Raw genomic sequence first — 23,336 nt, forward strand, 5'->3', positions numbered from 1 at the left:
GGCTAGCCACTCTATGGCTACTACTACCAACAGACCGCTTTATTTCATAGATACCGCTGTCGTACCAATGTATTTCATCAGATTAGCAACGGCAGGTTCGGTTAATTTCAAAAATGTGTTGGGATAAACCCCAATCCAGAATACCATAACAACCAGCGGAATAAATACCCAACTTTCGGAACTGGTCAGATCGGCAAAGGTGTCGGTGCGTGATGTGGTAGGGCCAAACATACTTTTCTGGAATAAGCGCAGCATGTATACCGCACCAAAAATGATGGTAAAGCCAGCCGCCAGACCCAGATAATGGTTATACGTAAAGACGCCATGCAGCAGCAGGAACTCGCCAACAAAACCGTTGGTCAGCGGAAGCGCTACGCTGCCTAGCAGCATAATCATGAAAAAGACAGTCAGCTTAGGGGTCGACTGCGTAATACCACCGAGCTGATCGAGCTGGCGGGTATTGGTACGCGAGAAAATTACATCGGCCACGAAGAACATACCGACTACATTGATTCCGTGAGAAAGCATTTGTACCAATGCCCCCTGCATACCTGTTTCGGTTTGCGAGAATACACCAGCCGCCATCAGGCCAACGTGCGAAAAAGACGAGTAAGCAATCAACCGCTTCATATCGCGCTGGCGAATGGCAATGATTGACCCATAAACGATACCAATCACCGAGAGAATGATAGCCGTTTTGCCCCACGCTTCAACCCCCAATGGAACAATCGGTAGAATAAACCGAATAAGGCCATAAACGCCCATTTTTAGCATAATACCAGCCAGCAGCATGGTAGCGGGTGTGGGCGATTCTACGTATGTGTCGGGTTGCCATGTGTGGAATGGGAACACCGGCATCTTAATGGCAAAGGCAATAAAAAACGCCCAGAACAGCCAGTTTTGAGCCTCGGGAGTCAGCTTTAGCTTGTAAAAATCAGCGATAGCCGCCGAATGAGGAGCCGTCAAAGTAGCGGGCGTCTGGTAATAGAGATAAACCAGTGCGACCAGCATGAACAGGCTTCCGAAAATGGTATAAACAAAAAACTTGAAGGTAACCGGAATCCGATTTTCTCCGCCCCACATAGCTGCGAGGAAATAGATGGGAATCAGTGCGGCTTCAAAGAACAGGTAGAACAAAAATCCGTCACGGGCCGTAAATACCCCCATCAGCGCTGCCTGCATGTACAGCATCAGCGCATAAAAAGTAGCAGGTTGCTTATAGGATCGATTGAAGGTAGAAAGGATAATGAATGGAACAAGTAAGCCGGTCAGCAATACCAGCAAGATACTGATACCGTCGATCCCCCCACTGAAACGAATGCCCAACGAGCCAATCCAGGCATAGTCGAAACCAAATTGCGAGGTTGCATCGGGCTTGAAGCTAACTAAAGCCGTCCCGGCAATGGCTAACTCAATCAATGCAGCGACCAGGGCGACCTGTTTTATCCGCTCTCCCCCGATTATCAGAATCAGCGTAGCCGCTACAACGGGGTAAAAAATCAGGAATAATGTAAGCATATACTGATTTACAAGGTACGATGTTCGATTGGCGAACTATTCCACCGTATTAGTTAAAACCGAATGAAAAACCGAAAGGCGAAGATGAGCACAATGCTGACGACCATAGCCAACACATAGAATCCGATGGAGCCATTCTGCAATAACCGCAATTGAGCAGACCCCTGCCGGACCAGCCAGGCCACGCCATTCACGATGCCATCGACCAACCCTTCACCAAAACTATATAAAGCATCGCCAAGCCCACGAATAGGTCGTACGATGATTGTTTCGTATAGCTCGTCGACATAATATTTATTATACACAACCTGCTCAGGCAGAGAACGATCGGCCGAATCAGGTGCCGGAACCGCTCCTCGGCTAATGTACATGACATAAGCGATAATGAGCGACAGGATAGCGACAGCCGACGAAATGCCCATCAGCATATATTCGGTGCCGTGGTCGATGGCTCCTTCGGCAAACGCTTCGGGATTGACCTGACGAGACCCTTCGAACAGCGGCTCCATGAAATGACTCAGCCAACCGCCACCAGGTAAGTTGAGCGCTCCACCAACAACTGACAAAACAGCTAGAATCATCAGCGGTAGGGTCATGGTAAATGGGGATTCGTGCAGGTGATGCTTTTGCTCTTCCGTGCCCCGGAATTCACCAAAGAATGTCAGGAACAGTAGCCGGAACATGTAAAACGACGTAAGACCAGAGCCCAGAACGCCTAATCCCCACAGTAGTTTACTATGCTCGTACACATGGGCCAGAATTTCATCTTTCGAGAAGAAACCCGCCAGTGGTGGTATACCCGAAATAGCCCAGGTACCCAGCAAAAAGGTAATAAACGTAATGGGTAATGCTTTCCGCAGCCCCCCCATTTTCCGAATGTCCTGTTCATCCGACATAGCGTGAATAACGCTACCCGCACCGAGGAACAACAGGGCTTTAAAGAAAGCGTGGGTAATCACATGGAACATCCCCGCCGTATACGCCGTTGCACTCAGCCCTAGGAACATATAGCCCAATTGCGAGACCGTTGAATAGGCCAACACTTTCTTAATATCGTTCTGCAACAGGCCAATCGATGCCGCCAGCAGTGCCGTTGCCACAGCAATACCACCAATAATTTCGAGTGTTAATGGAGACAACGTATACAGCACATTCGACCGAACAACCATATAGATACCAGCCGTCACCATCGTCGCTGCGTGAATCAGGGCGGATACGGGCGTAGGGCCCGCCATAGCGTCGGGTAGCCAGGTGTAGAGCGGAATCTGTGCCGACTTACCCATAGCTCCAACAAACAGAAGCAGCGTAATTGCCAGAATAGTTTTGTCACCTATCCCGAGGCTGGTTGCCTGTTTGAAAATATCCAGGTATTCGACCGTACCGAAGGTATTAATGATTAAGAATATGCCGAGCAGAAAACCCAGATCGCCAATGCGGTTCATGACGAAGGCTTTGCGGGCGGCATTGTTGTAATTGGTGTTCTTGTTCCAGAAACCGATGAGCAAATAGGAGCACAACCCTACACCTTCCCAACCGATAAACATGATGACGTAGTTGGAGCCCATCACCAGCAGCAGCATAAAGAAAATGAACAGGTTCAGGAACGCCATGAACTTGCCAAACCCTTCATCGTGGTGCATGTAACCAATGCTGTACAGGTGAATCAACGTACCCACGCCCGTTACTACCAACAGCATCAACAACGACAACTGATCAATCTGGAACGAGAAATTGATATGCAGATCTCCCACACTAATCCAATCGAAGAGCGTAGCGATTTGTGGACCAGCTTCGGCCTGAAAGCCAAGAAACAACGAAACGGAAATAAAAAAAGAAGCCAGTACAGCGGCAGTAGCAATGACTCCGACCAGGCCCGTTGGCACTCGGCGAAAGCCAAGTCCATTAATTAGAAAGCCAATAAGCGGAAAGAGCGGAATTAACGCACAGAGTAATTCTATTTTCATTAGTCGATAGGTCGATAATCGTCAGTCAATAGTTACGGTCTGCTAAAGCAATCAGTCAATAGATTAAAATAACATGAACAGCAATGGCCTACCAACTGACAACTCTTTTTTACCATTTCAATTTATTAAGCAAGCCCACGTCGATAGAGCGGGTGTTGCGGTAAATCATGACAATAATAGCCAGCCCTACCGATACTTCGGCAGCCGCAACAGCCATAATGAAAAAGACAAATACCTGCCCGGCCGAATCGGATCGATAGGACGAAAAGGCAATAAGGAGCAGATTGACCGCATTGAGCATCAACTCAATGGACATAAAGATAATGATCGCGTTACGCCGGGTCAGTACACCAATGATGCCGATCACGAAGAGGGCAGTACTGAGAATCAGATAATACGTAAGCGGTATTTGCTGAATGACTTCCGGAATGAGGACGTCCTGCGTGGGTTGCATGGCTTGCCGGTTAATAGAAAGTACCGCAAATGTAAAGATTATTCGTTTATGTAGTGCAGTAGCCTAAATAAGTCAACGCAGTGAAGCCAGGTACCAAAGCCCTACGTTTTACCGACTCCACTACTACACGTAGTTCATTAGGTTTCACCTTTTGCCATTTACATGGCTGAACATTCGAAGTCTAATTTCAGTCAATCGACGTTTGGTATCCAGTGGAAACTCCCCCTTCAGCATCCAATCGTAGAACGAGGGTTCTTTTTTCAAAACCTCTATAACCGGCAATCCTTTGTGCTTGCCAAAGTTGAAAACTTCCTCGCCTTTCTCATTGAGAACCATCCGACCGGCCAGATCAACATTGGTATTGGCTGTCAGGCTGTGGAGCATATCTATATCATTGTCGAACACAACGTCCCGTCCACCATCGGTCCGGGCAACCATCCCATGATAGCGCTGCACTTGTGCATTTAAGACTTCCAGACTCGCCAGCGTATCGGCTTCGGCTCCATGTGCGCCAACCAGTTCTTTATCACAATAGAACTTGTACGCAGCCGATAGATTCCGCGGCTCCATCAAGTGAAAAATACGCTGTGCATCAACCAGTCGACGATTTTTTACATCGAAGTCGACATTTGCCCGCAAAAATTCTTCGACCAACAACGGCACATCAAAGCGATTGCTATTGAAACCAGCCAGATCACACCCTTCCAGAAACTGAGCCAGTGTTCGGGCAACGGTTTTAAAAGGGGGAGCATCTTTCACATCGTCGTCGTAAATCCCGTGAATCATACTTGACTCAAGCGGAATGGGCATGCCCGGATGAACCCGTTGGGTTTTACTGACCACCTCACCACCTGGCATCGCTTTCATGATACAGATGTCAATAATGCGATCCTTGGCAATGTTTATGCCAGTGGTTTCGAGATCGAAAAAGGCGAGGGGCTTTTTGAGTATAAGTTGATGCGTCATAACCAAACCAGAATTTCACCCGGTCAGGCTGCAAAGGTAAACAGGTTTCGGCGGAATCAGGCTTTTTTCAATGTTGTAACCCAGTCAATCCCTTTCCGAACCTCATCGACTGATGGCATCCGGCCAGCCTCCATCAACTCGCGAATGGCAATAATGTCCCGATCGCGCTGAAGTCCGACGGCGGCTTTGATCTGATTTTTCTGAATATATAATGCCAAAAAGGAATCATCCTTTTCGGGGTCGCCATTGTAAAGTATGTCGTCAATAGCGGTTGTATGACCAACGTACCCTAGTTGATGGCCCTGCTGATCGGTCCAGAAAAAAGGGGCTGACAGGTAAGGCGTTTGTTGACCGGCCATATTCAACCCGGCTACATGCCCCTGCTGACAGGCCACCCGCCAGTGTTCAATCCGTTGCGAACCGTCGGCAGTCGGGTAGTGAACAATGTCGCCAGCAGCATACAGACCTTCCAAGCTATTCAAATTTCCATCCGTACTGATTCCCCCATCCGTTTCGAGCGGCACACCGACTAAAAAATCGGTTCGAGGTTTGACCCCTAATCCGAGTAAAACCACATCAGCAGGCAAGCGTTCACCGTTGTCAAGTACAACGGCCTGAACCGTATCGTCTCCTTCCAGATGGGCCACCTTGCGACCCAGATGAAATCGTATTCCGGCTTCTTCGTGCCAGCCCTGAACAACCCGGCCAATCTTTTCACCCAGAATTTTGCTGAATGGAACAGGTTCTGGCCCTACTACATCAACTTCACTGCCTAGTTTTCGCAAGCTCATGGCCCCTTCAAGCCCAATAAACGAACTGCCAACAATGACCACCCGCTTGCCCTGTTTACCTAAATCGCGCAAATGCTGGCTGTCGTGCAGGCTGCGTAGCGTATAAACGCCTTTAAGATCAGGATTCAAACCGGGTAATGCATTGGGTTGCCCCCCCGGACAAACGAGTACCTTGTCGTAGATGAGGGTTTCGCCAGAAGCCAACTCAATCCGCTTTTCAACCGGGTCCAGCGCTGTAACGCGCTGGCTAGTGCGAATTTCGATTCCATAATCGCGGTAAAACTCTTCGGTCCGAAGAGGCATCCACTCATCAGGAGCCGCATCCTGCAAGTATTCTTTTGAGCAGTTCGGGCGATCGTAGGGAATCCGATCGCTTTCGGTTAGCATGATGATTTTGCCGGTAAAACCACCTTCCCGCATGGCTTCGGCTGCAAAGGCAGCCGCCCCTCCTCCCCCAACGATCACACAAGTTTCTGTATTGGCTTCATCGGGTGTAGCCATCGGATTTTCCAGGCTTTCTTTATTCGTTGTTACGCGTACAAACACCTGATCCTGCTCGATACGAACCTCATGGGTAGGCAAGCCATTCAGGGCAGGGGCTTCGAGCCGATGGCCATCCCGCACATCGAAGCAGGCATTATGCCACGGACAAATCAGTCGATGCCCATTCAGAACGCCCTCAACCAGTGGCCCATGATAGTGTGTACACTGGGGATGTAGGGCATAAAACTGTCCGTCGGCACGGGCCAGCAGCACATCAGTATCGCCCACGCGAACTTGTTTTAACTCGCCATCAATGAGGTCATTTACATGACAAACAGGAGCTTCGGTGTAGTCGGCTATCATAATCGATTTGTTTACTGGAATAACCGGAAAGTAGGCCAATTTGATTGAACAAAAAAAGCCGATGCGGCAACGGCATCGGCTTAGCATAAGAGAGTAAGGCCAAAAATAGCCTGAATAGGGCTCTATTTCGAGGTCGCCATGACCATTTTGATATTGAGTTTGGCTCCCGTTTGTAGTACATCGACCAAATCCTGAACCGTCAGACTTTTGTCAAAACGTACGACAACGGTTGGTTCAGCAATACCGGCCATAATCGTTTTCAGTTCATTTTCCAGATTTGCCGGATCGACGGGTTTCTTGTCAATAAAGTATTGTTTCTTGTCATCGACCGACAACGTCACCTGCTTTTTGCTCAATTGCTGCGATGATGACGCTTTGGGCAGCATAAGTTTAATAACGTTGGGATTGGCCACCGTAGAAATGATGAGGAAGAACAACAGCAGGAAAAACATGATGTCGTTCAGCGACGATGTCGCCACTTCGGCAGCAAATTTATTTTTTCGACGGAGTTTCATAATTGCAATGGATAATGAACAATGAAAAATGGACACTATGCTAGCCATTTCTCCCTATTCATTTGTTACCGTACACGCGCAGGTTCGTTGGTCGGTTTCTGAAGCACCTCGATAAATTCAAACGCATTGATTTCGAGCGCGAGGGTAAACCGTTCGATCATCATATTGAGCAGGTGATAGCCTGTGTAGGCAATAACCCCGACAATCAGACCGGCGCCTGAAGTGATCATTTTCTCATACAGACCACCCGCAATAATCCCGACACTAATATTATCGGACAGCGAGATGTCGTAAAAAATGCGGATAATCCCCGAAATCGTACCGATAAAACCCATCATCGGCGCAATACCGGCAATAATTCCGAGATAGCCCATATTCCGCTCCAGTCGCGACAATTCGATCTGACCAACGGTTTCGATGGTGCTTTCGATTTCCCGGATAGGCGAACCAATCCGACCGATTGCCTTTTCGAACACCCGGCCCATAGCTGTGCGCTGATTTTTGGCAAATGATTCGGCCGACCGAATGTTACCCTGCGCCACCATATCGCGGATGTTGTCGATAAAGTTGGCGTCGGTTTTCGATTGGGATCGAATAACGAAGTAGCGCTCAAAAATCAGGTAAAGCGCAGCAAAAAATAATAGTGCGATGGGAATCATAACCCAACCCCCTTTGGCTACCAGGTCAAATAACTGGAGCGATTGGGTTTGGGTAGCCGCTGTGGCAGACAGCGAAGCGGCTGTAGTGTCGACAGCCGGAACCTGAAGCAAAAGCATACGAACGAGTCGGGTAAATGGATGAGGTAAGACCAACAGAGTCGTTACAGGAACAAACGTGCAGGTTTTACCGGATATTGTTTCAAAGATAACGAAGTAACACGGACATCCTGTCCGATGTTAACAAATACAGCCCAAATGCAGATTTTACTTAGCAAATACTTGTTGTCCAGCGGCAAATGTGTACGACAAAATGTATCGCCAATTAGCGTATAGACTAAACCGTCAGGGCTTTACCAGAATTTTGCCCCATCGTCCATGTCGTTCAGCATGATCAATGGCTTCGATGATTTGATCCAAAGAATAGGAGGCTTCCACGGGTAATTGGATCTGACCGGATGCCAGCAGGCTAATCACTTGTTGGGCTACCTCCTGCCGGGTTTGGCTATCGACCCGATGCATCCAGTCTGTTAGCCAGAACCCTTTGACGGTTAATCCTCTGAATATCATTAACCCCGCGTTGATCTGAGGGTCTTGGAGACTTAATACACCGTATATCAACATAGTTCCCCCTTTACCAAGGCATTTCAGGGCTTCACTTGCGGTATGTCCGCCAACGGCATCGAGCACACAGGTTACGCCAGCGCCTTCGGTAATCTCTTTTACGCGGTCTGTCAGACTCTCTGTTTCGACATTAACCACTTCTGTAAGGCCAAGCGCTTTCAATTCCTGGTTCAGATCGTCGCGCCGAACAGTACCAATGGTTTTGATGCCCCGCATTTTGCACAACTGAATAACCATTTTGCCAAATGCCGATCCGGCTGCCGTAAGCATCAGCCAGCCCCCTTCCGGTACTTTCGAATCCTGAACCATAGCGTAGGCCGTAAACGGATTTACAAATAACTGAGCCGCTACATCGTCCGACATGGCATCGGGCACCGGAATTAAACTTCGATGGTGCGCAATCGCATAGTCGGCCCAAGTCCCTATACTTGTGAAACTCACCCGCATACCGGTGCGCATCTGAACGCCCTCGCCCAGCGCATCGACAACACCCACTCCTTCAAACCCGGCTCCTGATGGCAGTTTTGGGCGAATTCCATACAGGTTCTGTACGAACATGATGTCTGACGGATTGATTGGTGCCGCAATAACTTTTATCCGAACCTCATTGGGGCTAGGTTCCGGCAGAGGTGTATCAGCAGTTTTAAGAATGTCAAAAGGTTTTCCAATCTGATCAAAGACAACACGTTTCATTCGCTAATGAGCGGGTTAAAGTTTAAAAACTTTGTTGAGTAACCGATAATCCGGGGAGTTTTCTGCCTCGAATTTGGATTCCGGCCAAAAATATAATTTAATTTGCATAAACTATTCCTAAACCTCGAAATCAAGTCATCACCCAATGGTTGTCAATCGATAGTCAGTAGGTAATCGTGTATCGTGTACTTTCTGGTCATTGACAACTGTTGGTTGACGACTATTCTCTCCCCAATGCACACCTCTCCATTTCTAGGTGAATTAATTGGCACAACGGTATTGCTGTTGCTGGGCAACGGTGTTGTAGCCAATGTGGTCTTAAAACAAACCAAAGGCGAATCGGCTGGTTGGATAGTGATTACAGCAGGCTGGGCCTTTGCCGTTACGATGGGCGTTTTCGTTGCCAAAGCGTTTGGTAGCATCGATGCTCACCTGAACCCGGCCGTAACGGTAGCGTTTGCTGTCGCTACAAACGATTTCAGTCATCTAGTTCCCTACATTATCGCCCAAATGATCGGCGCTTTTCTGGGCACTACGCTTGTCTGGCTGCATTATCTTCCTCATTGGGCAGCCACACCCGACCCTGGCGCTAAACTGGCTTGCTTTTCGACCGGGCCAGCCATTCGATCAACGGGCGCTAATTTCCTAAGCGAAGCCTTAGGTACCCTCGTTCTTATTCTGGGTCTAGCGGGTATTTCGTCAAAAAATCTTGGCGAACTGGCTATAGGTGTAGGACCTTATTTGGTAGGCATTCTGGTCTGGAGCATTGGCCTTTCGCTTGGTGGTACAACGGGGTATGCAATCAATCCCGCCCGTGATTTAGGCCCACGGCTGGCCCATGCCATCCTACCGATTTCGGGTAAAGGTTCGTCCGACTGGGGCTACGCCTGGATACCTGTTGTGGGACCAATTGTTGGCGCTATTGTGGGTGGCTTGTTGATTCGAGCATTCGCCTTGTAACGTAAACGTAATGAACAATGGCAAATGTAGAATGAATAGTGGCAAGCTAGTTCCCATTATTCATTCTACATTTGCCATTGTTCATTATCCAAAGATATTCGTATCCAGAAAGGCGTTGCGGAATTTGCCTTGGGGGTCGTAGTCGATCAGCATTTTCTTGAATTCCGGCATCTTCTCGTAGCGAGACTGTAATTGTTTAGGCGCAATGGTAAATAGTTTGCCCCAATGTGGTCGTGTGTTAAATGGTGCCAGCTCTTTTTCAATCATAGGCAGCACCTTTCTGACCGAAGGCCAGTCCTGCTTCCAGGTAAAGTGAATGGCCAGACTCGGACGTTTATAGCAGGGGCTCAACCAGAGGTTATCGGCATCGATGGTTCGCAACTCGGTGATCATCAGATGAGGACTGACAAACTTGTTTAATCGTTCAACCGCCAGGATGGCCTCAACGGCATTTTTCCTGTCTATAAAATATTCGGATTGTAACTCTTTACCACTGCTCGGCGTAAAGCCCATTCGGAAGTGTGGTAGCCGCTCATACCAGGGGCCTGGAACGCCCATCTGCTCGGTACAGTTAACGGCCGACAGTTCGGCAATGGGGTGCAGATTCTTCGTGGCTCGCTTGGCACCATAGAATTCCGGTTTGGCATCCAGCGTTTTTCCTGCTTCAATTTTGCGTTTAATCCAAACCTCGTTGACACGTTTTTTCTGCCAGTCGGTAAATAGACTTACACTATAACCACTCGACATGATGGCTTCAAAATGTTCCTGAAGCTGTGTCAGCGGAAGGTTTTCATACACATCCTGCCGCATCTGGAACGTTGGCTGAACATCGAGGGTAATTTTCGTAACAGCGCCTAATCCACCCAGATGCACCACGGCGGCTTTGAAAGCGTCGCCATCTTTGGATCGTGAAAGTGTACGAATTTCTCCCTTGGCCGTAACGATTTCCATAGCGGCAACAGCCGTAGACAGATTGCCATTTTTCACTCCGGAGCCATGCGTAGCTGTAGCACAGGCACCTGCTATGGATATATGTGGCAATGAGGCCAGATTATGAAGCGCAAAGCCTTTTTTATCCAGATACGGAGCCAGTTGACCATACTTCATGCTGGCATCCACAGTCACTGTTTTGGCCTTTATATCCAGCGAAATCACATCATCCATCTCCGTCAATGAAATGAACTGATGCGTGCTATCAGCTATCCCATTGAAGCAGTGGCGCGTACCCAGCACTTTCAGTTTATCCTGCTTTTTAATAAAGTCCTGGACTTCCTTTATCGACTTCGCTTTGGTGAGTTTAGTGGTACTGTATTCGTAATTACCAGCCCAGTTTCTGATTTTTTCATCAGCTACCCAGCTAACCAGTGGCGACAATAACGGAGCGGCCATTAGTGTAGACGATAGCTTGATAAACGTTCTTTTTTGCATGGTTATAGGGTTTTTCGCTAAACTAATTGGATATTTTAACAATATTACAAGCCCAAACGAATATCCCTATACTCTTTATGCCTTCTTATGTAGCCGCCATCGACCAGGGAACCACCAGTACCCGTTGCATCGTCTTCGACCGGCAAGGTCAGATAGTTTCGCTGGCCCAGAAAGAACACAAACAGATTTATCCACAACCCGGCTGGGTCGAACATGATCCTGAAGAAATCTGGAAAAATACCCTCGAAGTCATTGCCTTAGCCCGCATAAAAGCCAAGCTATCGGTACAGGATATTGCTGCCGTTGGGATTACAAACCAACGCGAAACGACGGTCGTCTGGAACCGCCGGACGGGAAAGCCATATTACAATGCCATTGTTTGGCAGGATATGCGAACGGCTGATCTGGTTAACCAATTTTCCGCCGATGGTGGGCAGGATCGGTTTCGTACCCAGACGGGTTTGCCCTTAGCTACCTACTTCAGCGGACTGAAACTTAAATGGCTACTGGACAACGTACCGGGCTTGCGGGAAGATGCCGACCGGGGCGATGCGTTGTTTGGAAATATGGATACGTTCGTCGTCTGGAACCTGACGGGCGGTCCACAAGGTGGTCTACACCTAACCGACGTGACCAATGCCAGCCGAACCCAGCTTATGAACCTCCATACCCTTAACTGGGACGACGATTTACTGAGTGACTTTACAATTCCCCGCATAATGCTCCCTCAAATTCGCCCAAGTAGTGAGGTTTACGGCAAGGTGGCCTCAGAAGTGCTGCCGGGTGTTCCGGTGGCGGGTATTTTGGGGGATCAGCAGGCCGCGCTGGTCGGTCAAACCTGTTACGAACCGGGTCAGGCAAAAAATACCTACGGAACAGGCTGTTTCCTACTCATGAACACAGGTACGGAGCTACGCACATCGACCTGCGGACTACTGACTACGGTGGCCTACCAATTCCAGAACGAGCCGGTTCATTACGCGCTTGAAGGCAGCGTAGCGATTACGGGTGCGCTTGTGCAATGGTTACGCGACAACTTAGGGATTGTCAAGAAAAGTACCGACATCGAAACCCTCGCCCGATCCGTTGACGATAACGGAGGAGCTTACTTCGTTCCGGCTTTTTCGGGCCTGTATGCGCCCCACTGGAAAGCCGATGCGCGGGGGGTTATTGCAGGGTTGACGCGCTTTGTCAACAAGGGGCATTTGGCGAGAGCCGTTCTGGAAGCAACTGCTTATCAGACCGTGGATGTAGTTCGGGCGATGGAACAGGACGCAGGCGTATCGCTCAGTTCACTACGGGTCGATGGAGGAATGGTTGTCAATTCGCTGCTGATGCAATTTCAGGCCGATGTACTCGACCGACCCGTTATTTGCCCCCGTATGACCGAAACTACGGCTTTGGGAGCCGCTTATGCTGCGGGCCTGGCTGTCGGCTACTGGCAAAACCTCGACGATTTACGGCAGAACTGGGGCATTGCTAAAACCTATGAACCCGCTATGGAAGAAGCCCAACGGGCGAAACTCATGCGCGGCTGGCAAAAAGCTATCGAACGCTCGTTTGGCTGGGAAGAGTAAACTTTTGTCATCCCGGCGGCTCGGTCCTTCGCCGGGATGACAAAAGCGGTTAACCACTAAATCCTTTATTTCGCCTGATTCGTAAAGTCAACGACGGTCAGGTCACCAATCCAGGGGCCGACTACTTTGCCAAACTCTTTATGGGCTGGGTGAGGCAGATAAGCATCCCGATCTTTCTCCGAATCAAACGTCAGAATAAACGCGTGAGTTAAGCCATGGGCATGATTTTCAGGGCTGTTATTGGTTCCCCATTGAAACCCTTTGATTTCTTTAATTTTTGAGGGGAGCGCTTCAAAAGCGGCTACGATTTCCTTTACTTTTTCTTGTGTCGTCTCAGGCTTGAATTTGAAGAGGACGATATGCTGAACAGAATTACTTTTCATAGTTTTTACGGGCGGATCGCCGTTCAACGTGTGTGCGTTTACGGTAACCGAACAGAGCGCGAAAGCCGCAAGTATAAGAAGTTGTTTCATGAGATAACGAGTTTAGACTATCAAAGAAAAGAAAAGTGCCGCCCTACTTGAGAGCGGCACCATCTGAACCAGGATTTAGCTGATTTTAGGATTTAGCTGATTTTGTTTTCACTTCTTTGAAGCGCTTTGGCAAAATCCTGAAAATCCATAAATCAGTTTAATCCTAGCTTAGTTTCGCTTTCAGGTTGGTGTCCAGCGCTTCGAGGAAGTCTTCCGTATATAGATAGTGCTCACCGGCTATCAGATTCTTCACATCGGGGAAAGCCGACAGAGCCAGATCTTTGGTCATTTTGCCGCTTTCAACCGTTTCGACGCAAACAGCTTCGAGGGCGTTAGCAAAATCGATCAGTGCCTGATTACCATCCAGCTTGCCACGGAAGGCCAAACCACGCGTCCAGGCATAGATCGACGCGATCGGGTTGGTCGACGTCTTATTGCCCTTCTGGTATTCGCGGTAGTGACGGGTTACGGTACCATGAGCCGCTTCTGCTTCCATCGTGTTACCATCGGGGGTCAGCAGAACGGACGTCATCAGACCCAGCGAACCAAAGCCCTGAGCAACCGTATCCGACTGAACGTCACCATCATAGTTCTTACAAGCCCATACGAAGTTACCTTCCCATTTCAGCGCCGAAGCCACCATGTCGTCAATCAGGCGGTGTTCGTAATGAACACCTGTGCTTTTGAACTCGGTTTCGTAGATTTCCTGGAAGATATCTTTGAAACGACCGTCGTATTTTTTCAGGATCGTGTTTTTGGTCGAGAGGTACAACGGCCAGCCTTTTTGCACGGCTACGTTGAAGCACGAACGGGCAAACCCCTTGATCGACTCATCAACGTTGTACATACCCATTGCAACACCTGGGCCTTTGAAGTTGAATACTTCGTACTCCTGAACGGTACCGTCTTCACCTTCAAATTTCATGGTCAGTTTACCTTTACCAGGAACTACAAAATCCGTAGCCCGATACTGATCGCCAAACGCGTGACGACCTACAATGATTGGCGCTTTCCAGTTAACGACCAGACGAGGAACGTTGCTCATCACAATCGGCTCGCGGAATACCGTACCATCCAGAATATTCCGGATCGTACCGTTCGGCGACTTCCACATCTGCTTCAGATTAAATTCTTTCACACGGTCTTCGTCGGGTGTAATCGTAGCGCATTTGATACCGACACCGTATTCTTTAATGGCATTGGCCGCATCAATCGTCACCTGGTCGTTGGTTTCGTCGCGGTATTCGATGCCGAGGTCGTAATATTTAATATCAACGTCAACGTAGGGCAGAATCAGCTTATCTTTAATGAATTTCCAGATGATACGGGTCATTTCGTCGCCATCCAGTTCGACAACCGGATTCGCTACCTTAATTTTCTCCATTGGACTTGGTTCTATAAACGATTGAAAACGATACAAAAACTTGGGCGCAAAAGTAGTGAATATCGCCCAAATCAGTATGAATCAGTTCGTACACTTATGAATTAACCGAGATACGTGAACGTCCGGGCTGGGCAGTGGCTTTAAGCGGCTCGCAGGTAGGCAGAAGTTTGGCCGTTTCGGTCAGGCACCGGATGAGTGAATAACAACCAACGGTCGGAATAGCCTTAACTGGTATCGAAGGTTGCCCCTGAGTATCAATCACCAAATGCCAGCCTGTCGTTTTGGGGTCAGGAAAATACTGGAACGTATAGTCGTGAATACGCTGAAACCACGTCAAACAATCGGCATTGTGCGTATGATGATAGCATTTCAGCAGTGCCGAAAGAGCTTCTGCATGTACCCAGGCCCACTTTTGCTGCGATTCTGGAAAAACAATTGGTTGTCCTTTAAAGTCGATGTATTGATTCAGACCAGCCGTGGTTTCGTCCCATGCCTGTTCACACATCTGTTGGCACCAGGCGACAACCTGTGAAATTACTTTACGAGTAATCAAGCCCGTTACTGCGTTTTTTGACCGAATGCTTTCCGTATACACATCAAGCAAATAGTTAGCCGCCTGAAACGTCAGACCAACGTTTAGCCGACGGCCTTCGGGGGTATTCAGAAAGCCACCGTCGGTCAGGATGTATTCGCGGAGGGTATCTGTTCGTCGATCCACAAACTCGTGCATAATTTCCTGAAGTATGGCATCAAGCGATTGCTTCCAGGATTCTTCCTCCAGAAGCGGTTGCATAGCTACTGTAGCTTTCAATATGGTCAACGCTTCGGCTAGATGGCGGCTCTGACGGTATTTTTCAGGACTTATTGCGTGTGTTTGCAGGTTAATTCCCCGACGCTGATGGATCGATGAAAATGTTTGTTTGGCCAGCATCGCCCAGTCATCTTCACCCGTAGCTCGGAACAGTTGTACATAAGCCATCACGACATAGGCATCGGGCGTAAAATCGGCGGCAGGAGCAACCGGACGGCCACGACGATCAAGTTGCCCATAGCAATGGATCTGGTCATCATGGGCAAACTGGCTTAAAAACATGGCCCCATTCCGGGCGTGGTCGAGCCAGGCCGTTTGTCCGTCAAACGTAGTGTAGAGCCAGGAAAATGCCAATGTTTGCTGCGCCTGTGCAGCAACGGATTTATCACCTTCAATGACTCCGCCCGTTGCCGTCAATGCATCGAAATACCCTCCACACTGCGCATCCTGGCTATGTTTAAGCCAAAACGGCACCACCTGACGCAATAGTGCCTGCTGATACTGAGCAGAAAGTTTCTGAAAGTCAAGCACAGGATGGATGTATGATACAGAATGTATGGTGTATGATATAGGACGTCAAGGTGGTCTAATCAGAAACCAGTCGCTATTTCATATATCACACACCATACATCCGTTTAGTATACCTTCTCAATTTCCCGTTGTTCTTTTTCTTCGGGAAGGATAAACTTCATGGGTTTGCCAACTTTGCCGGGAAGCAAGGCAATACTTAGTACCTGATCCACTGTATCAACGTAGTGGAATTTCAGGTCTTTGATGTAGGTCTGGTTGACTTCTTCGATGTCCTTCCGGTTCTTGGAGCAGAGAATAATTTCTTTAACGCCTGCCCGGTTAGCCGCCAGAATTTTCTCTTTGATACCACCTACCGGCAATACTTTTCCACGAAGGGTAACCTCGCCCGTCATTGCGATATAGGGTTTCACCTTGCGTTGGGTATAAATAGAAGCCATCGAAGTTAGCATCGTAATACCTGCCGATGGGCCATCTTTCGGAACGGCTCCAGCCGGAATATGAATATGCAGATCGTAATGGTTGAAAATCCGGTAATCGATTTCCAGATCGTCGGCATGTGCTTTTAGGTACGAAAGTGCTGTAATGGCCGATTCTTTCATCACCTCACCCAACTGTCCTGATAAGGTCAGTACGCCTTTGCCCCGGCTTAAGCTGGATTCGATCAGCAGAATTTCACCACCAACCTGTGTCCAGGCAAGCCCCGTGACAACACCCGCAATATCGTCGTCGGCATAGAGCTCTTTATCAAATATTTCCGCACCCAGCAATTTTGGAATATCACTCGCTTTAATGTTGTGGGTGTATTCTTCTTCCATTGCAATGGATTTGGCAACCTTCCGCACCAAAGCGCCGATTTTCTGTTCCAGGTTTCGAACCCCCGACTCACGCGTGTAGCCTTCGATGATGCGTAGGATGGCTTTATCGTCAATCACCAGATCTTTGGGTTTTAGCCCGTGATCTTTACGCTGTTTTGGAATCAGGTACTTCTTCGCAATCTGTACTTTTTCCTCAACGGTATACCCGGCAATATCAATGATTTCCATACGGTCGCGCAGGGCCGGATGAATGGTATCGAGCGAATTGGCGGTGGCAATGAACAATACCCGCGACAGATCGAACTCTGTTTCGAGGTAATTGTCCATAAACGTTGAGTTCTGCTCAGGATCAAGTACTTCGAGCAGCGCCGATGATGGATCGCCCCGAAAGTCGGAGCTTACTTTGTCGATTTCGTCCAGAATAAATACCGGATTCGCCGTACCGCACTTCCGAATGTTCTGAATGATTTTACCCGGCATGGCACCAATGTACGTTTTCCGGTGGCCACGAATTTCGGCTTCATCATGCACACCACCGAGTGCCATCCGGCTGTATTTACGCCCGAGGGCCTTGGCTACCGATTTACCCAGTGAGGTTTTACCCACGCCCGGAGGGCCATACAGGCACAAAATCGGCGCTTTCATATCGTTTTTCAGCTTCAGAACGGCGAGGTATTCGATAATCCGCTCCTTTACTTTCTCAAGCCCAAAATGGTCGGTATCCAGAATTTTCTGTGCCCGTTTCAGATCGAAATTGTCCTTGGTATATTCGTTCCAGGGCAGGTCGACCATCAACTCTACGTAGTTCATGGTCACCGGATATTCGGGAGCCATTGGGTTAATGCGCTGTAATTTATTCAGCTCTTTATCGAAATGGCCACGCACTTCGGTCGACCATTTTTTGCGGTCGGCTTTCATGCGCAACTCATCAATATCGCGGTCGGGGCTATCCATACCCAGCTCGTCCTGCAAAACTTTCATCTGCTGACGCAGATAATAGTCGCGTTGCTGCTGATCGAGGTCCGAAGAAGCTTTAGACTGGATTTCTCGTTTCAGTTCAAGCAACTGCACCTCACGAAGCATGAATTCGAGCAGTAAACTTGCCTGCTGGCTGCCATCGATAAGTTCAAGAAGACGCTGCTTATCAGACACATCGGCATTCAGATTCGACGACAGGAAGTGAAGCAGGAACGTTGAGCTTTCAATGTTGTCCAACGCAATACGGGCTTCCTGAGGAATTTCGGGATTAAGCCGCAGAATTTTATAAGCCGCGTCTTTCAGCGACTGTAACAGCGCTTTCCCTTCCTTCTTGTTTACGTTCGGGAATGAATCATCAATCTGACGAACCTGAGCCGTCATGAACGGCTCTTCCTGCGTAATCTGCTGAATCTCGAACCGTTTTTTACCCTGAATAATAATCGTAATATTTCCATCGGGCAGCGTAATCATCTTGATGATATAGGCTACCGTTCCAAACCGATACAAATCATCGACCGTTGGCTCGTCTTTCTGCTGATTGAGTTGAGCCACTACGCCAATAATCCGATTGCCTTTATAGGCACGCTTCACCAGCCTGATCGACTTGGCACGCCCGACCGTAACGGGTATAACCATACCCGGAAACAATACCGTATTCCGAACCGGCAAAATAGGAAGATTGGCCGGTAACTCATAGTCTTCATCTAACCCCTCCGGTGATCCGAGCGGAACAATCTCTAAATTATCCGAATCAAAATCGGTCATCAATAAACGGGTTGTTAATTCTTTATTAAATATCATATGTACACTGCCAGTGTGGCAGCTTCACTAATGGGTTAGTACGGCAAGGTACGTATCAACCTGATACAATCCGTATGCCAATTGTATTCTCATGACGAATTGACTAGGAAAGCGTTGTTACTACAATATTAACAGATTAAAAACCTTAGTACCCCAGAAATTTATTAACCGAACGATACGTCCTGAACAGGCTGATTTTTACGAAAAACGAACGTTTTTTTCTGGCCCTGGTACTGGATGTTGACCATATTGACCTGATCATCAAAGAGCTCCATCAGTACATTTTGTTTCAGCAATCCACCCCGAAACGGTTCGGCATACGGCATTTCCAGATAAATCCAGTTCGCATCTGCTTCTACTTCATGCCCTACATATTTTAAGGGCCTGGTCTGCTTTTGGGGATTTACGTAGCTAATGTGTGACAGGATGTATTTTTCAATTAGCTCGTCGGCTTTTGGGTTCGTTTCCAGATTAACTCGGCTATGCGACGCTTCAGAGAGCGCCTTTTCGAAGTCGTCCGTAAATATGCGGATACTAATTTCGAACGATCGCTCTTTAGGGTTATACTGCATCTGCGTTACACTGGCATGAAAATCATGGGTGGGCCGGCTAGCAGTAAGCAGTATAAGTGAAACGCAAAGAGGCAGAGAATACGCAACGAACGACCTAAATCGCCCGACATTCGTTGCTTCTTTGCGTTTAAACTTCTTAAAAAACGGCTTTAAATACATCGTTGAAAATAGCAAAAGCCATCAAGCAGAGCAAAATAACCATACCTACCCGTTGAGCTCCCTCTAAGAACTTGTCGGATGGTTTACGGCCCGAAATAATCTCATAGCCTAAAATCGTAGCGTGACCACCATCGAGGGCCGGAATTGGCAGCGCATTCATAAAAGCAAGCGCCATCGACAAAAGCCCGGTAACGGCCCAGAACCGATTCCAGTCCCAGATTCCACCAAACAGATTTTGGGCAATTCCAATCGGACCGCTTAGCGCTTTAGAAGCAGATACATCCCCCCGGAAGATTTTCCCAAATCCTTTGATGTTGTCGAAAACCACCTGAAAAGCCTTATTGGTACCCACTACCAGCGCCTGCCCAAATGTGTAATCTTCAGTGGTCAGTTTCAGAAGCGATTCACGGTAAAAACCAATTGTACCGTCGGGGGTCGTCGTCATTTGTAGTGTAAGCGGGGTTCCATTGCGGTTAATACCCAGGGTAATTGGCTTATTCTTCAATGGCTTGATCGCTTCCACAAACTCATGGTAAAACTGAATAGGTTTATCGTTAAGACTTGTTATGATATCGCCCGTTTTAAGGCCAGCTTTCTGCGCCGGTTGGCCCGGTGCCAATTCTCCCACTTTAAACGGTTCTATAGGCGCAATAAATGGCTCTGTATCTCCCTTTTTGCCGATAAGCTTGTCGGCAAAATTATTGGGGATATAAATATCAAGTTGCTTACCACCCCGCTCCACGGTGTAATAGCTATTATTACCTAACAACACATCCGAACTGCGGATTTCGTTGAAGTCAACAATATACTTTCCATTAACCTTCACAATTTTGTCGCCCGTCTGCAAGCCAATGCTTTTAGCCAGATCGTAGGCAACAATCCCGTATTTAGCATCTTTCGTTGCCAGATAGGTGTTCCCATTTTTGTAGGCCAGGATCACGAAAATCAAAATGCCTACAATCACATTCACAATGATACCGCCGAGCATAACGATCAATCGCTGCCAGGCTGGTTTCGAGCGAAATTCATAAGGTTGTGGTTCGGCATTGGTATGGGCCGTATCCAGCGACTCGTCGATCATCCCTGAAATCTTCACGAAACCACCCAGTGGAATTGCGCCTAACCCATATTCGGTTTCGCCCCGCTTTATGCTCCATACTTTCGGGGGAAATCCGATAAAATATTGTTCAACTCGCATACCAAATGCTTTGGCAGCCAGCAAGTGTCCTAATTCGTGTAATCCAACTAAGATGGACAGGCCCAGAATGAGCTGTCCGGCCATCACTAAAATTTCCATGTATTCAAAAACCGCTTTGGCGGGCCTTTATGAGAGGTTTCTTTTTAAGATTATTTAACGACTTAGCTTAGGGTAGCTTGCCCGGCAAACCATTTAGGCAACCTAAATGTAGTGGGTTATGACGGTTAAAACGTTATGTTTAGGTCATATAATACAAACAGCTAAACCAAACTTTTAATTCGTTCGGTAGCCAACCGGCGCGTCTCATCATCCGTCCGGACGTAGTCATCGTAGGTTGGGCTTTGCACAAATGAAGATTTGATCAGGCAATTTTCAATAATTTCCGAAATCTCCAGGAAGCCAATTTGATCATTTAAAAATGCGTCAACCGCTATCTCATTGGCCGCATTGATAATGCAGGGTGCATTGCCCCCTTTATCGAGCGCGTCGAAAGCTAGTTGCAGGTTTCGGAAGGTCGTACGGTCGGGCTGCTCGAATGTTAAGGAAGGGTAATCCATAAAATTGAAACGCGGAAAATCGGACTTGATCCGGTTCGGATAACCCAGCGCAAACTGAATCGGCAAACGCATATCGGGCAATCCCATCTGCGCCTTCAGACTCCCGTCTTCGAACTGAACCAACGAGTGAATAATACTCTGCGGATGCACGACCACCTCAATCTGATCGGATCGGAGGCCAAACAGCCACTTGGCCTCGATCACCTCCAGCCCTTTGTTCATTAACGTGGCCGAATCGATGGTTATCTTGGCTCCCATTGCCCAGTTTGGGTGTTTAAGGGCCTGCGCCTTCGTTACCGTCGATAAAAACTCCCGCGTTTTTCCCCGAAACGGACCTCCCGAGGCTGTCAGGATAATTTTCTCGATGGGGTTGTGAAACTCACCCACCAGACATTGAAATATGGCCGAATGCTCCGAATCGACGGGGTATATATTGACACCTTTCTGAGCTGCCAGCCGCGTAATGAGTTCACCCGCTACCACGAGCGTCTCTTTATTGGCCAGAGCGATCGACTTTCCGGCTTCAATGGCTTTGATCGTTGGCAACAGACCCGCATAGCCAACCATAGCCGTCAACACCATGTCGATGGCATCCATCTCAACTACCGAAGCAATGGCTTTAGCCCCCGCATATACCTTGATGCCCAGCGGATCGAGTGCCGAAAACACTTGATCGTAACGATCTTCGTTGCAAATAACGACGACGTTCGGTTGTAGTTCAATGGCCTGTTCAATCAGCAGATGGGCATTGTTATTGGTGGTTAGCACTTCCACCTGAAACTGGTCAGGATGTGCCTTTATTACCTCTACAGCCTGCGTACCGATCGAACCAGTCGAGCCCAGAATGGCAATATGTCGTTTTTTAATTTCAGTCATTTAGTTTTTATCAAGTCAAAATTTACTTTGACATTCAATTCTTCTTCGATGGCCCTGATGAAATAAACTCCCTCTGGGTAATCAATCATCAGTTCATCAATATATTGTTGTGCTGGTTGATTTAAGTTATCAATTTGTTGCTTTTTCGATTTAATATAGCGTTTACGTTGATCCGCTAGTTTGGCATTGTCTAAGAACCTGTTTAAAAATGCTTGAGCATTCGGTTAATGTTGGATAAGTAGACAAATGATTCATGCGAATCGACACCGCTTTCGTAGTCTTTGCTGATTCGACGGGACCAATTCATCTAGGTAAAAGTTCGTTCCACCTTCCAGCGCATGGGCACGACCTAAAAACCGCCTAACTCGCTCATTTTGACCACCTCCAGAATCAGTCCGTAGAACTTCCTGAGCCAACGCGCTAATTTTTTTACCATACGCGCTATCGGCCAATATTTTACTCATTCGTTCATAGCCTTGCCGCGCTAACGACGTCAGCACGGCACGAGCCGCCAAGCTATCGTGCTGGTTGGCTGCGTGAACCACGACCACTAAAACCAGCCCCAGCGTATCGACCACAATATGGTGTTTATGGCCATTCTCTTTCTTATTGCCATCAAAGCCTTTAGGCACTACACCCCACTCGCTACATTTAACCGCACCGGCGGACCGGCTTTGCGAATCAATTACACCAACGCTGGGCGATGGTTCTCGATTGGCTTTCTTGCGTCGCCGTTCGACCAAGGCTTTATTAAGCCTCTCCCATGTTCCATCATTGCGCCATTTTCAGAAGTAATAATAAAACAAGGGCCAAGGCGGTAAATCGTTAGGCATCTGCCACCCTTGGTTTCCGGTTTTGGTGATGTACAGCAGCGCATTAAAAATCGCCCGTAGGGAATATTTGCGTTTTCGCTTGTCGGCCAAGATTTAAATTTCCAGGCGGAATCAGTCAGGTCAGAAGGTATAGCTTTGGTCGGCTCATCCCCCAAGATAGGCTGATTCTGCTATTTAGCTAGACTCTGCCGTTTTTAAATAACGTCGTCTTACCTGTTCCACTCTGCCCGATAAAACATACCTTTTCTAACGGCTGTCCTGCTTTTGGATGATCAGCCGGATAGGTAAAATCAAATTTTATATTTTTAAACTGGTGGTATTCGCCAATGTCGATGCCTGTTATTTTCATTGTTCAT

General features: G+C 48.0%; 20 protein-coding genes. 2 read left to right on the top strand and 18 right to left on the bottom strand.

Annotation, left to right across the window (positions count from 1 at the left end):
- Positions 1 to 39 precede the first annotated feature (39 nt).
- From B5M13_RS30820 to B5M13_RS30855, 8 genes are all read right to left on the bottom strand, one after another.
- Positions 40 to 1,518, bottom strand: a complete 1,479-nt coding sequence (locus tag B5M13_RS30820; protein ID WP_080059302.1) for a complex I subunit 4 family protein — start codon at positions 1,516 to 1,518, stop codon at positions 40 to 42.
- A gap of 53 nt (positions 1,519 to 1,571) precedes the next feature.
- Positions 1,572 to 3,482, bottom strand: a complete 1,911-nt coding sequence (gene nuoL, locus B5M13_RS30825) for an NADH-quinone oxidoreductase subunit L (protein ID WP_080059303.1) — start codon at positions 3,480 to 3,482, stop codon at positions 1,572 to 1,574.
- Positions 3,483 to 3,591: 109 nt separating this feature from the next.
- A complete protein-coding gene (nuoK, locus tag B5M13_RS30830) occupies positions 3,592 to 3,936 on the bottom strand; it encodes an NADH-quinone oxidoreductase subunit NuoK (RefSeq protein WP_020597411.1) in 345 nt (114 codons plus the stop codon).
- A gap of 144 nt (positions 3,937 to 4,080) precedes the next feature.
- Positions 4,081 to 4,902 (bottom strand): 3'-5' exonuclease, encoded by an 822-nt coding sequence (locus tag B5M13_RS30835; RefSeq protein WP_080059304.1) that lies wholly within the window; start codon positions 4,900 to 4,902, stop codon positions 4,081 to 4,083.
- Positions 4,903 to 4,958: 56 nt separating this feature from the next.
- Positions 4,959 to 6,539, bottom strand: coding sequence for an FAD-dependent oxidoreductase (locus B5M13_RS30840; protein WP_080060152.1), 1,581 nt, complete (start codon positions 6,537 to 6,539; stop codon positions 4,959 to 4,961).
- Between the two features lie 122 nt (positions 6,540 to 6,661).
- The gene (locus tag B5M13_RS30845; protein ID WP_080059305.1) at positions 6,662 to 7,054 is read right to left on the bottom strand and encodes an ExbD/TolR family protein; all 393 of its coding nucleotides are present in this window, start codon (positions 7,052 to 7,054) and stop codon (positions 6,662 to 6,664) included.
- Positions 7,055 to 7,119: 65 nt separating this feature from the next.
- Positions 7,120 to 7,830 carry a MotA/TolQ/ExbB proton channel family protein gene (locus tag B5M13_RS30850; protein WP_080059306.1) on the bottom strand — a complete coding sequence of 237 codons (711 nt, stop codon included), beginning with the start codon at positions 7,828 to 7,830 and terminating at the stop codon, positions 7,120 to 7,122.
- A 225-nt stretch (positions 7,831 to 8,055) separates the two neighbouring features.
- Positions 8,056 to 9,027: a zinc-dependent alcohol dehydrogenase family protein gene (locus tag B5M13_RS30855; RefSeq protein WP_080059307.1), complete on the bottom strand. Its 972-nt coding sequence runs from the start codon at positions 9,025 to 9,027 to the stop codon at positions 8,056 to 8,058.
- Positions 9,028 to 9,261: 234 nt separating this feature from the next.
- Here B5M13_RS30855 and B5M13_RS30860 point away from each other — a divergent pair, with 234 nt between their 5' ends.
- Positions 9,262 to 9,987 carry an MIP/aquaporin family protein gene (locus tag B5M13_RS30860; RefSeq protein ID WP_080059308.1) on the top strand — a complete coding sequence of 242 codons (726 nt, stop codon included), beginning with the start codon at positions 9,262 to 9,264 and terminating at the stop codon, positions 9,985 to 9,987.
- Positions 9,988 to 10,071: 84 nt separating this feature from the next.
- Here the strand turns inward: B5M13_RS30860 and B5M13_RS30865 are convergent, their stop codons facing one another.
- The gene (locus tag B5M13_RS30865) at positions 10,072 to 11,415 is read right to left on the bottom strand and encodes a D-arabinono-1,4-lactone oxidase (protein WP_170061217.1); all 1,344 of its coding nucleotides are present in this window, start codon (positions 11,413 to 11,415) and stop codon (positions 10,072 to 10,074) included.
- A gap of 77 nt (positions 11,416 to 11,492) precedes the next feature.
- Here B5M13_RS30865 and glpK point away from each other — a divergent pair, with 77 nt between their 5' ends.
- Positions 11,493 to 12,992, top strand: coding sequence for a glycerol kinase GlpK (glpK, locus tag B5M13_RS30870; protein WP_080059310.1), 1,500 nt, complete (start codon positions 11,493 to 11,495; stop codon positions 12,990 to 12,992).
- A 65-nt stretch (positions 12,993 to 13,057) separates the two neighbouring features.
- On the opposite strand, the gene B5M13_RS30875 is transcribed toward glpK, so the two are convergent.
- From B5M13_RS30875 to B5M13_RS33655, 9 genes are all read right to left on the bottom strand, one after another.
- A complete protein-coding gene (locus B5M13_RS30875) occupies positions 13,058 to 13,465 on the bottom strand; it encodes a Dabb family protein (RefSeq protein ID WP_080059311.1) in 408 nt (135 codons plus the stop codon).
- Between the two features lie 163 nt (positions 13,466 to 13,628).
- Positions 13,629 to 14,849: an NADP-dependent isocitrate dehydrogenase gene (locus B5M13_RS30880; protein WP_080059312.1), complete on the bottom strand. Its 1,221-nt coding sequence runs from the start codon at positions 14,847 to 14,849 to the stop codon at positions 13,629 to 13,631.
- 94 nt (positions 14,850 to 14,943) lie between these two features.
- On the bottom strand, positions 14,944 to 16,191 hold the full coding sequence (locus B5M13_RS30885) for an AGE family epimerase/isomerase (RefSeq protein WP_080059313.1): 1,248 nt from the start codon (positions 16,189 to 16,191) through the stop codon (positions 14,944 to 14,946).
- Positions 16,192 to 16,295: 104 nt separating this feature from the next.
- Positions 16,296 to 18,785 carry an endopeptidase La gene (lon, locus tag B5M13_RS30890; RefSeq protein WP_080059314.1) on the bottom strand — a complete coding sequence of 830 codons (2,490 nt, stop codon included), beginning with the start codon at positions 18,783 to 18,785 and terminating at the stop codon, positions 16,296 to 16,298.
- Between the two features lie 164 nt (positions 18,786 to 18,949).
- Positions 18,950 to 19,357 carry a DUF6702 family protein gene (locus B5M13_RS30895; RefSeq protein ID WP_080059315.1) on the bottom strand — a complete coding sequence of 136 codons (408 nt, stop codon included), beginning with the start codon at positions 19,355 to 19,357 and terminating at the stop codon, positions 18,950 to 18,952.
- A 136-nt stretch (positions 19,358 to 19,493) separates the two neighbouring features.
- Entirely contained in the window at positions 19,494 to 20,813 is a 1,320-nt protein-coding gene (gene rseP, locus B5M13_RS30900) for an RIP metalloprotease RseP (RefSeq protein WP_080059316.1), read from the bottom strand.
- 161 nt (positions 20,814 to 20,974) lie between these two features.
- Positions 20,975 to 22,147, bottom strand: coding sequence for a 1-deoxy-D-xylulose-5-phosphate reductoisomerase (locus B5M13_RS30905; protein ID WP_080059317.1), 1,173 nt, complete (start codon positions 22,145 to 22,147; stop codon positions 20,975 to 20,977).
- Between the two features lie 251 nt (positions 22,148 to 22,398).
- Positions 22,399 to 22,890, bottom strand: coding sequence for a transposase (locus tag B5M13_RS30915; RefSeq protein ID WP_080059318.1), 492 nt, complete (start codon positions 22,888 to 22,890; stop codon positions 22,399 to 22,401).
- 268 nt (positions 22,891 to 23,158) lie between these two features.
- Positions 23,159 to 23,329 carry a hypothetical protein gene (locus B5M13_RS33655; protein ID WP_155297360.1) on the bottom strand — a complete coding sequence of 57 codons (171 nt, stop codon included), beginning with the start codon at positions 23,327 to 23,329 and terminating at the stop codon, positions 23,159 to 23,161.
- Positions 23,330 to 23,336 lie beyond the last annotated feature (7 nt).

This window comes from Spirosoma aerolatum, from assembly GCF_002056795.1.
GTDB lineage: Bacteria > Bacteroidota > Bacteroidia > Cytophagales > Spirosomataceae > Spirosoma > Spirosoma aerolatum.

Coding starts and splice junctions, on each gene's coding strand:
- B5M13_RS30840 (WP_080060152.1), bottom strand. CDS start 6,539: ATGATAGCCGACTACACCGAAGCTCCTGTTTGTCATGTAAATGACCTC.
- B5M13_RS30905 (WP_080059317.1), bottom strand. CDS start 22,147: ATGACTGAAATTAAAAAACGACATATTGCCATTCTGGGCTCGACTGGT.
- B5M13_RS33655 (WP_155297360.1), bottom strand. CDS start 23,329: ATGAAAATAACAGGCATCGACATTGGCGAATACCACCAGTTTAAAAAT.
- B5M13_RS30860 (WP_080059308.1), top strand. CDS start 9,262: ATGCACACCTCTCCATTTCTAGGTGAATTAATTGGCACAACGGTATTG.
- rseP (WP_080059316.1), bottom strand. CDS start 20,813: ATGGAAATTTTAGTGATGGCCGGACAGCTCATTCTGGGCCTGTCCATC.
- glpK (WP_080059310.1), top strand. CDS start 11,493: ATGCCTTCTTATGTAGCCGCCATCGACCAGGGAACCACCAGTACCCGT.
- B5M13_RS30845 (WP_080059305.1), bottom strand. CDS start 7,054: ATGAAACTCCGTCGAAAAAATAAATTTGCTGCCGAAGTGGCGACATCG.
- nuoK (WP_020597411.1), bottom strand. CDS start 3,936: ATGCAACCCACGCAGGACGTCCTCATTCCGGAAGTCATTCAGCAAATA.
- B5M13_RS30855 (WP_080059307.1), bottom strand. CDS start 9,027: ATGAAACGTGTTGTCTTTGATCAGATTGGAAAACCTTTTGACATTCTT.
- B5M13_RS30820 (WP_080059302.1), bottom strand. CDS start 1,518: ATGCTTACATTATTCCTGATTTTTTACCCCGTTGTAGCGGCTACGCTG.
- nuoL (WP_080059303.1), bottom strand. CDS start 3,482: ATGAAAATAGAATTACTCTGTGCGTTAATTCCGCTCTTTCCGCTTATT.
- B5M13_RS30850 (WP_080059306.1), bottom strand. CDS start 7,830: ATGCTTTTGCTTCAGGTTCCGGCTGTCGACACTACAGCCGCTTCGCTG.
- B5M13_RS30895 (WP_080059315.1), bottom strand. CDS start 19,357: ATGCAGTATAACCCTAAAGAGCGATCGTTCGAAATTAGTATCCGCATA.
- B5M13_RS30880 (WP_080059312.1), bottom strand. CDS start 14,849: ATGGAGAAAATTAAGGTAGCGAATCCGGTTGTCGAACTGGATGGCGAC.
- B5M13_RS30865 (WP_170061217.1), bottom strand. CDS start 11,415: ATGCAAAAAAGAACGTTTATCAAGCTATCGTCTACACTAATGGCCGCT.
- B5M13_RS30875 (WP_080059311.1), bottom strand. CDS start 13,465: ATGAAACAACTTCTTATACTTGCGGCTTTCGCGCTCTGTTCGGTTACC.
- B5M13_RS30835 (WP_080059304.1), bottom strand. CDS start 4,902: ATGACGCATCAACTTATACTCAAAAAGCCCCTCGCCTTTTTCGATCTC.
- lon (WP_080059314.1), bottom strand. CDS start 18,785: ATGATATTTAATAAAGAATTAACAACCCGTTTATTGATGACCGATTTT.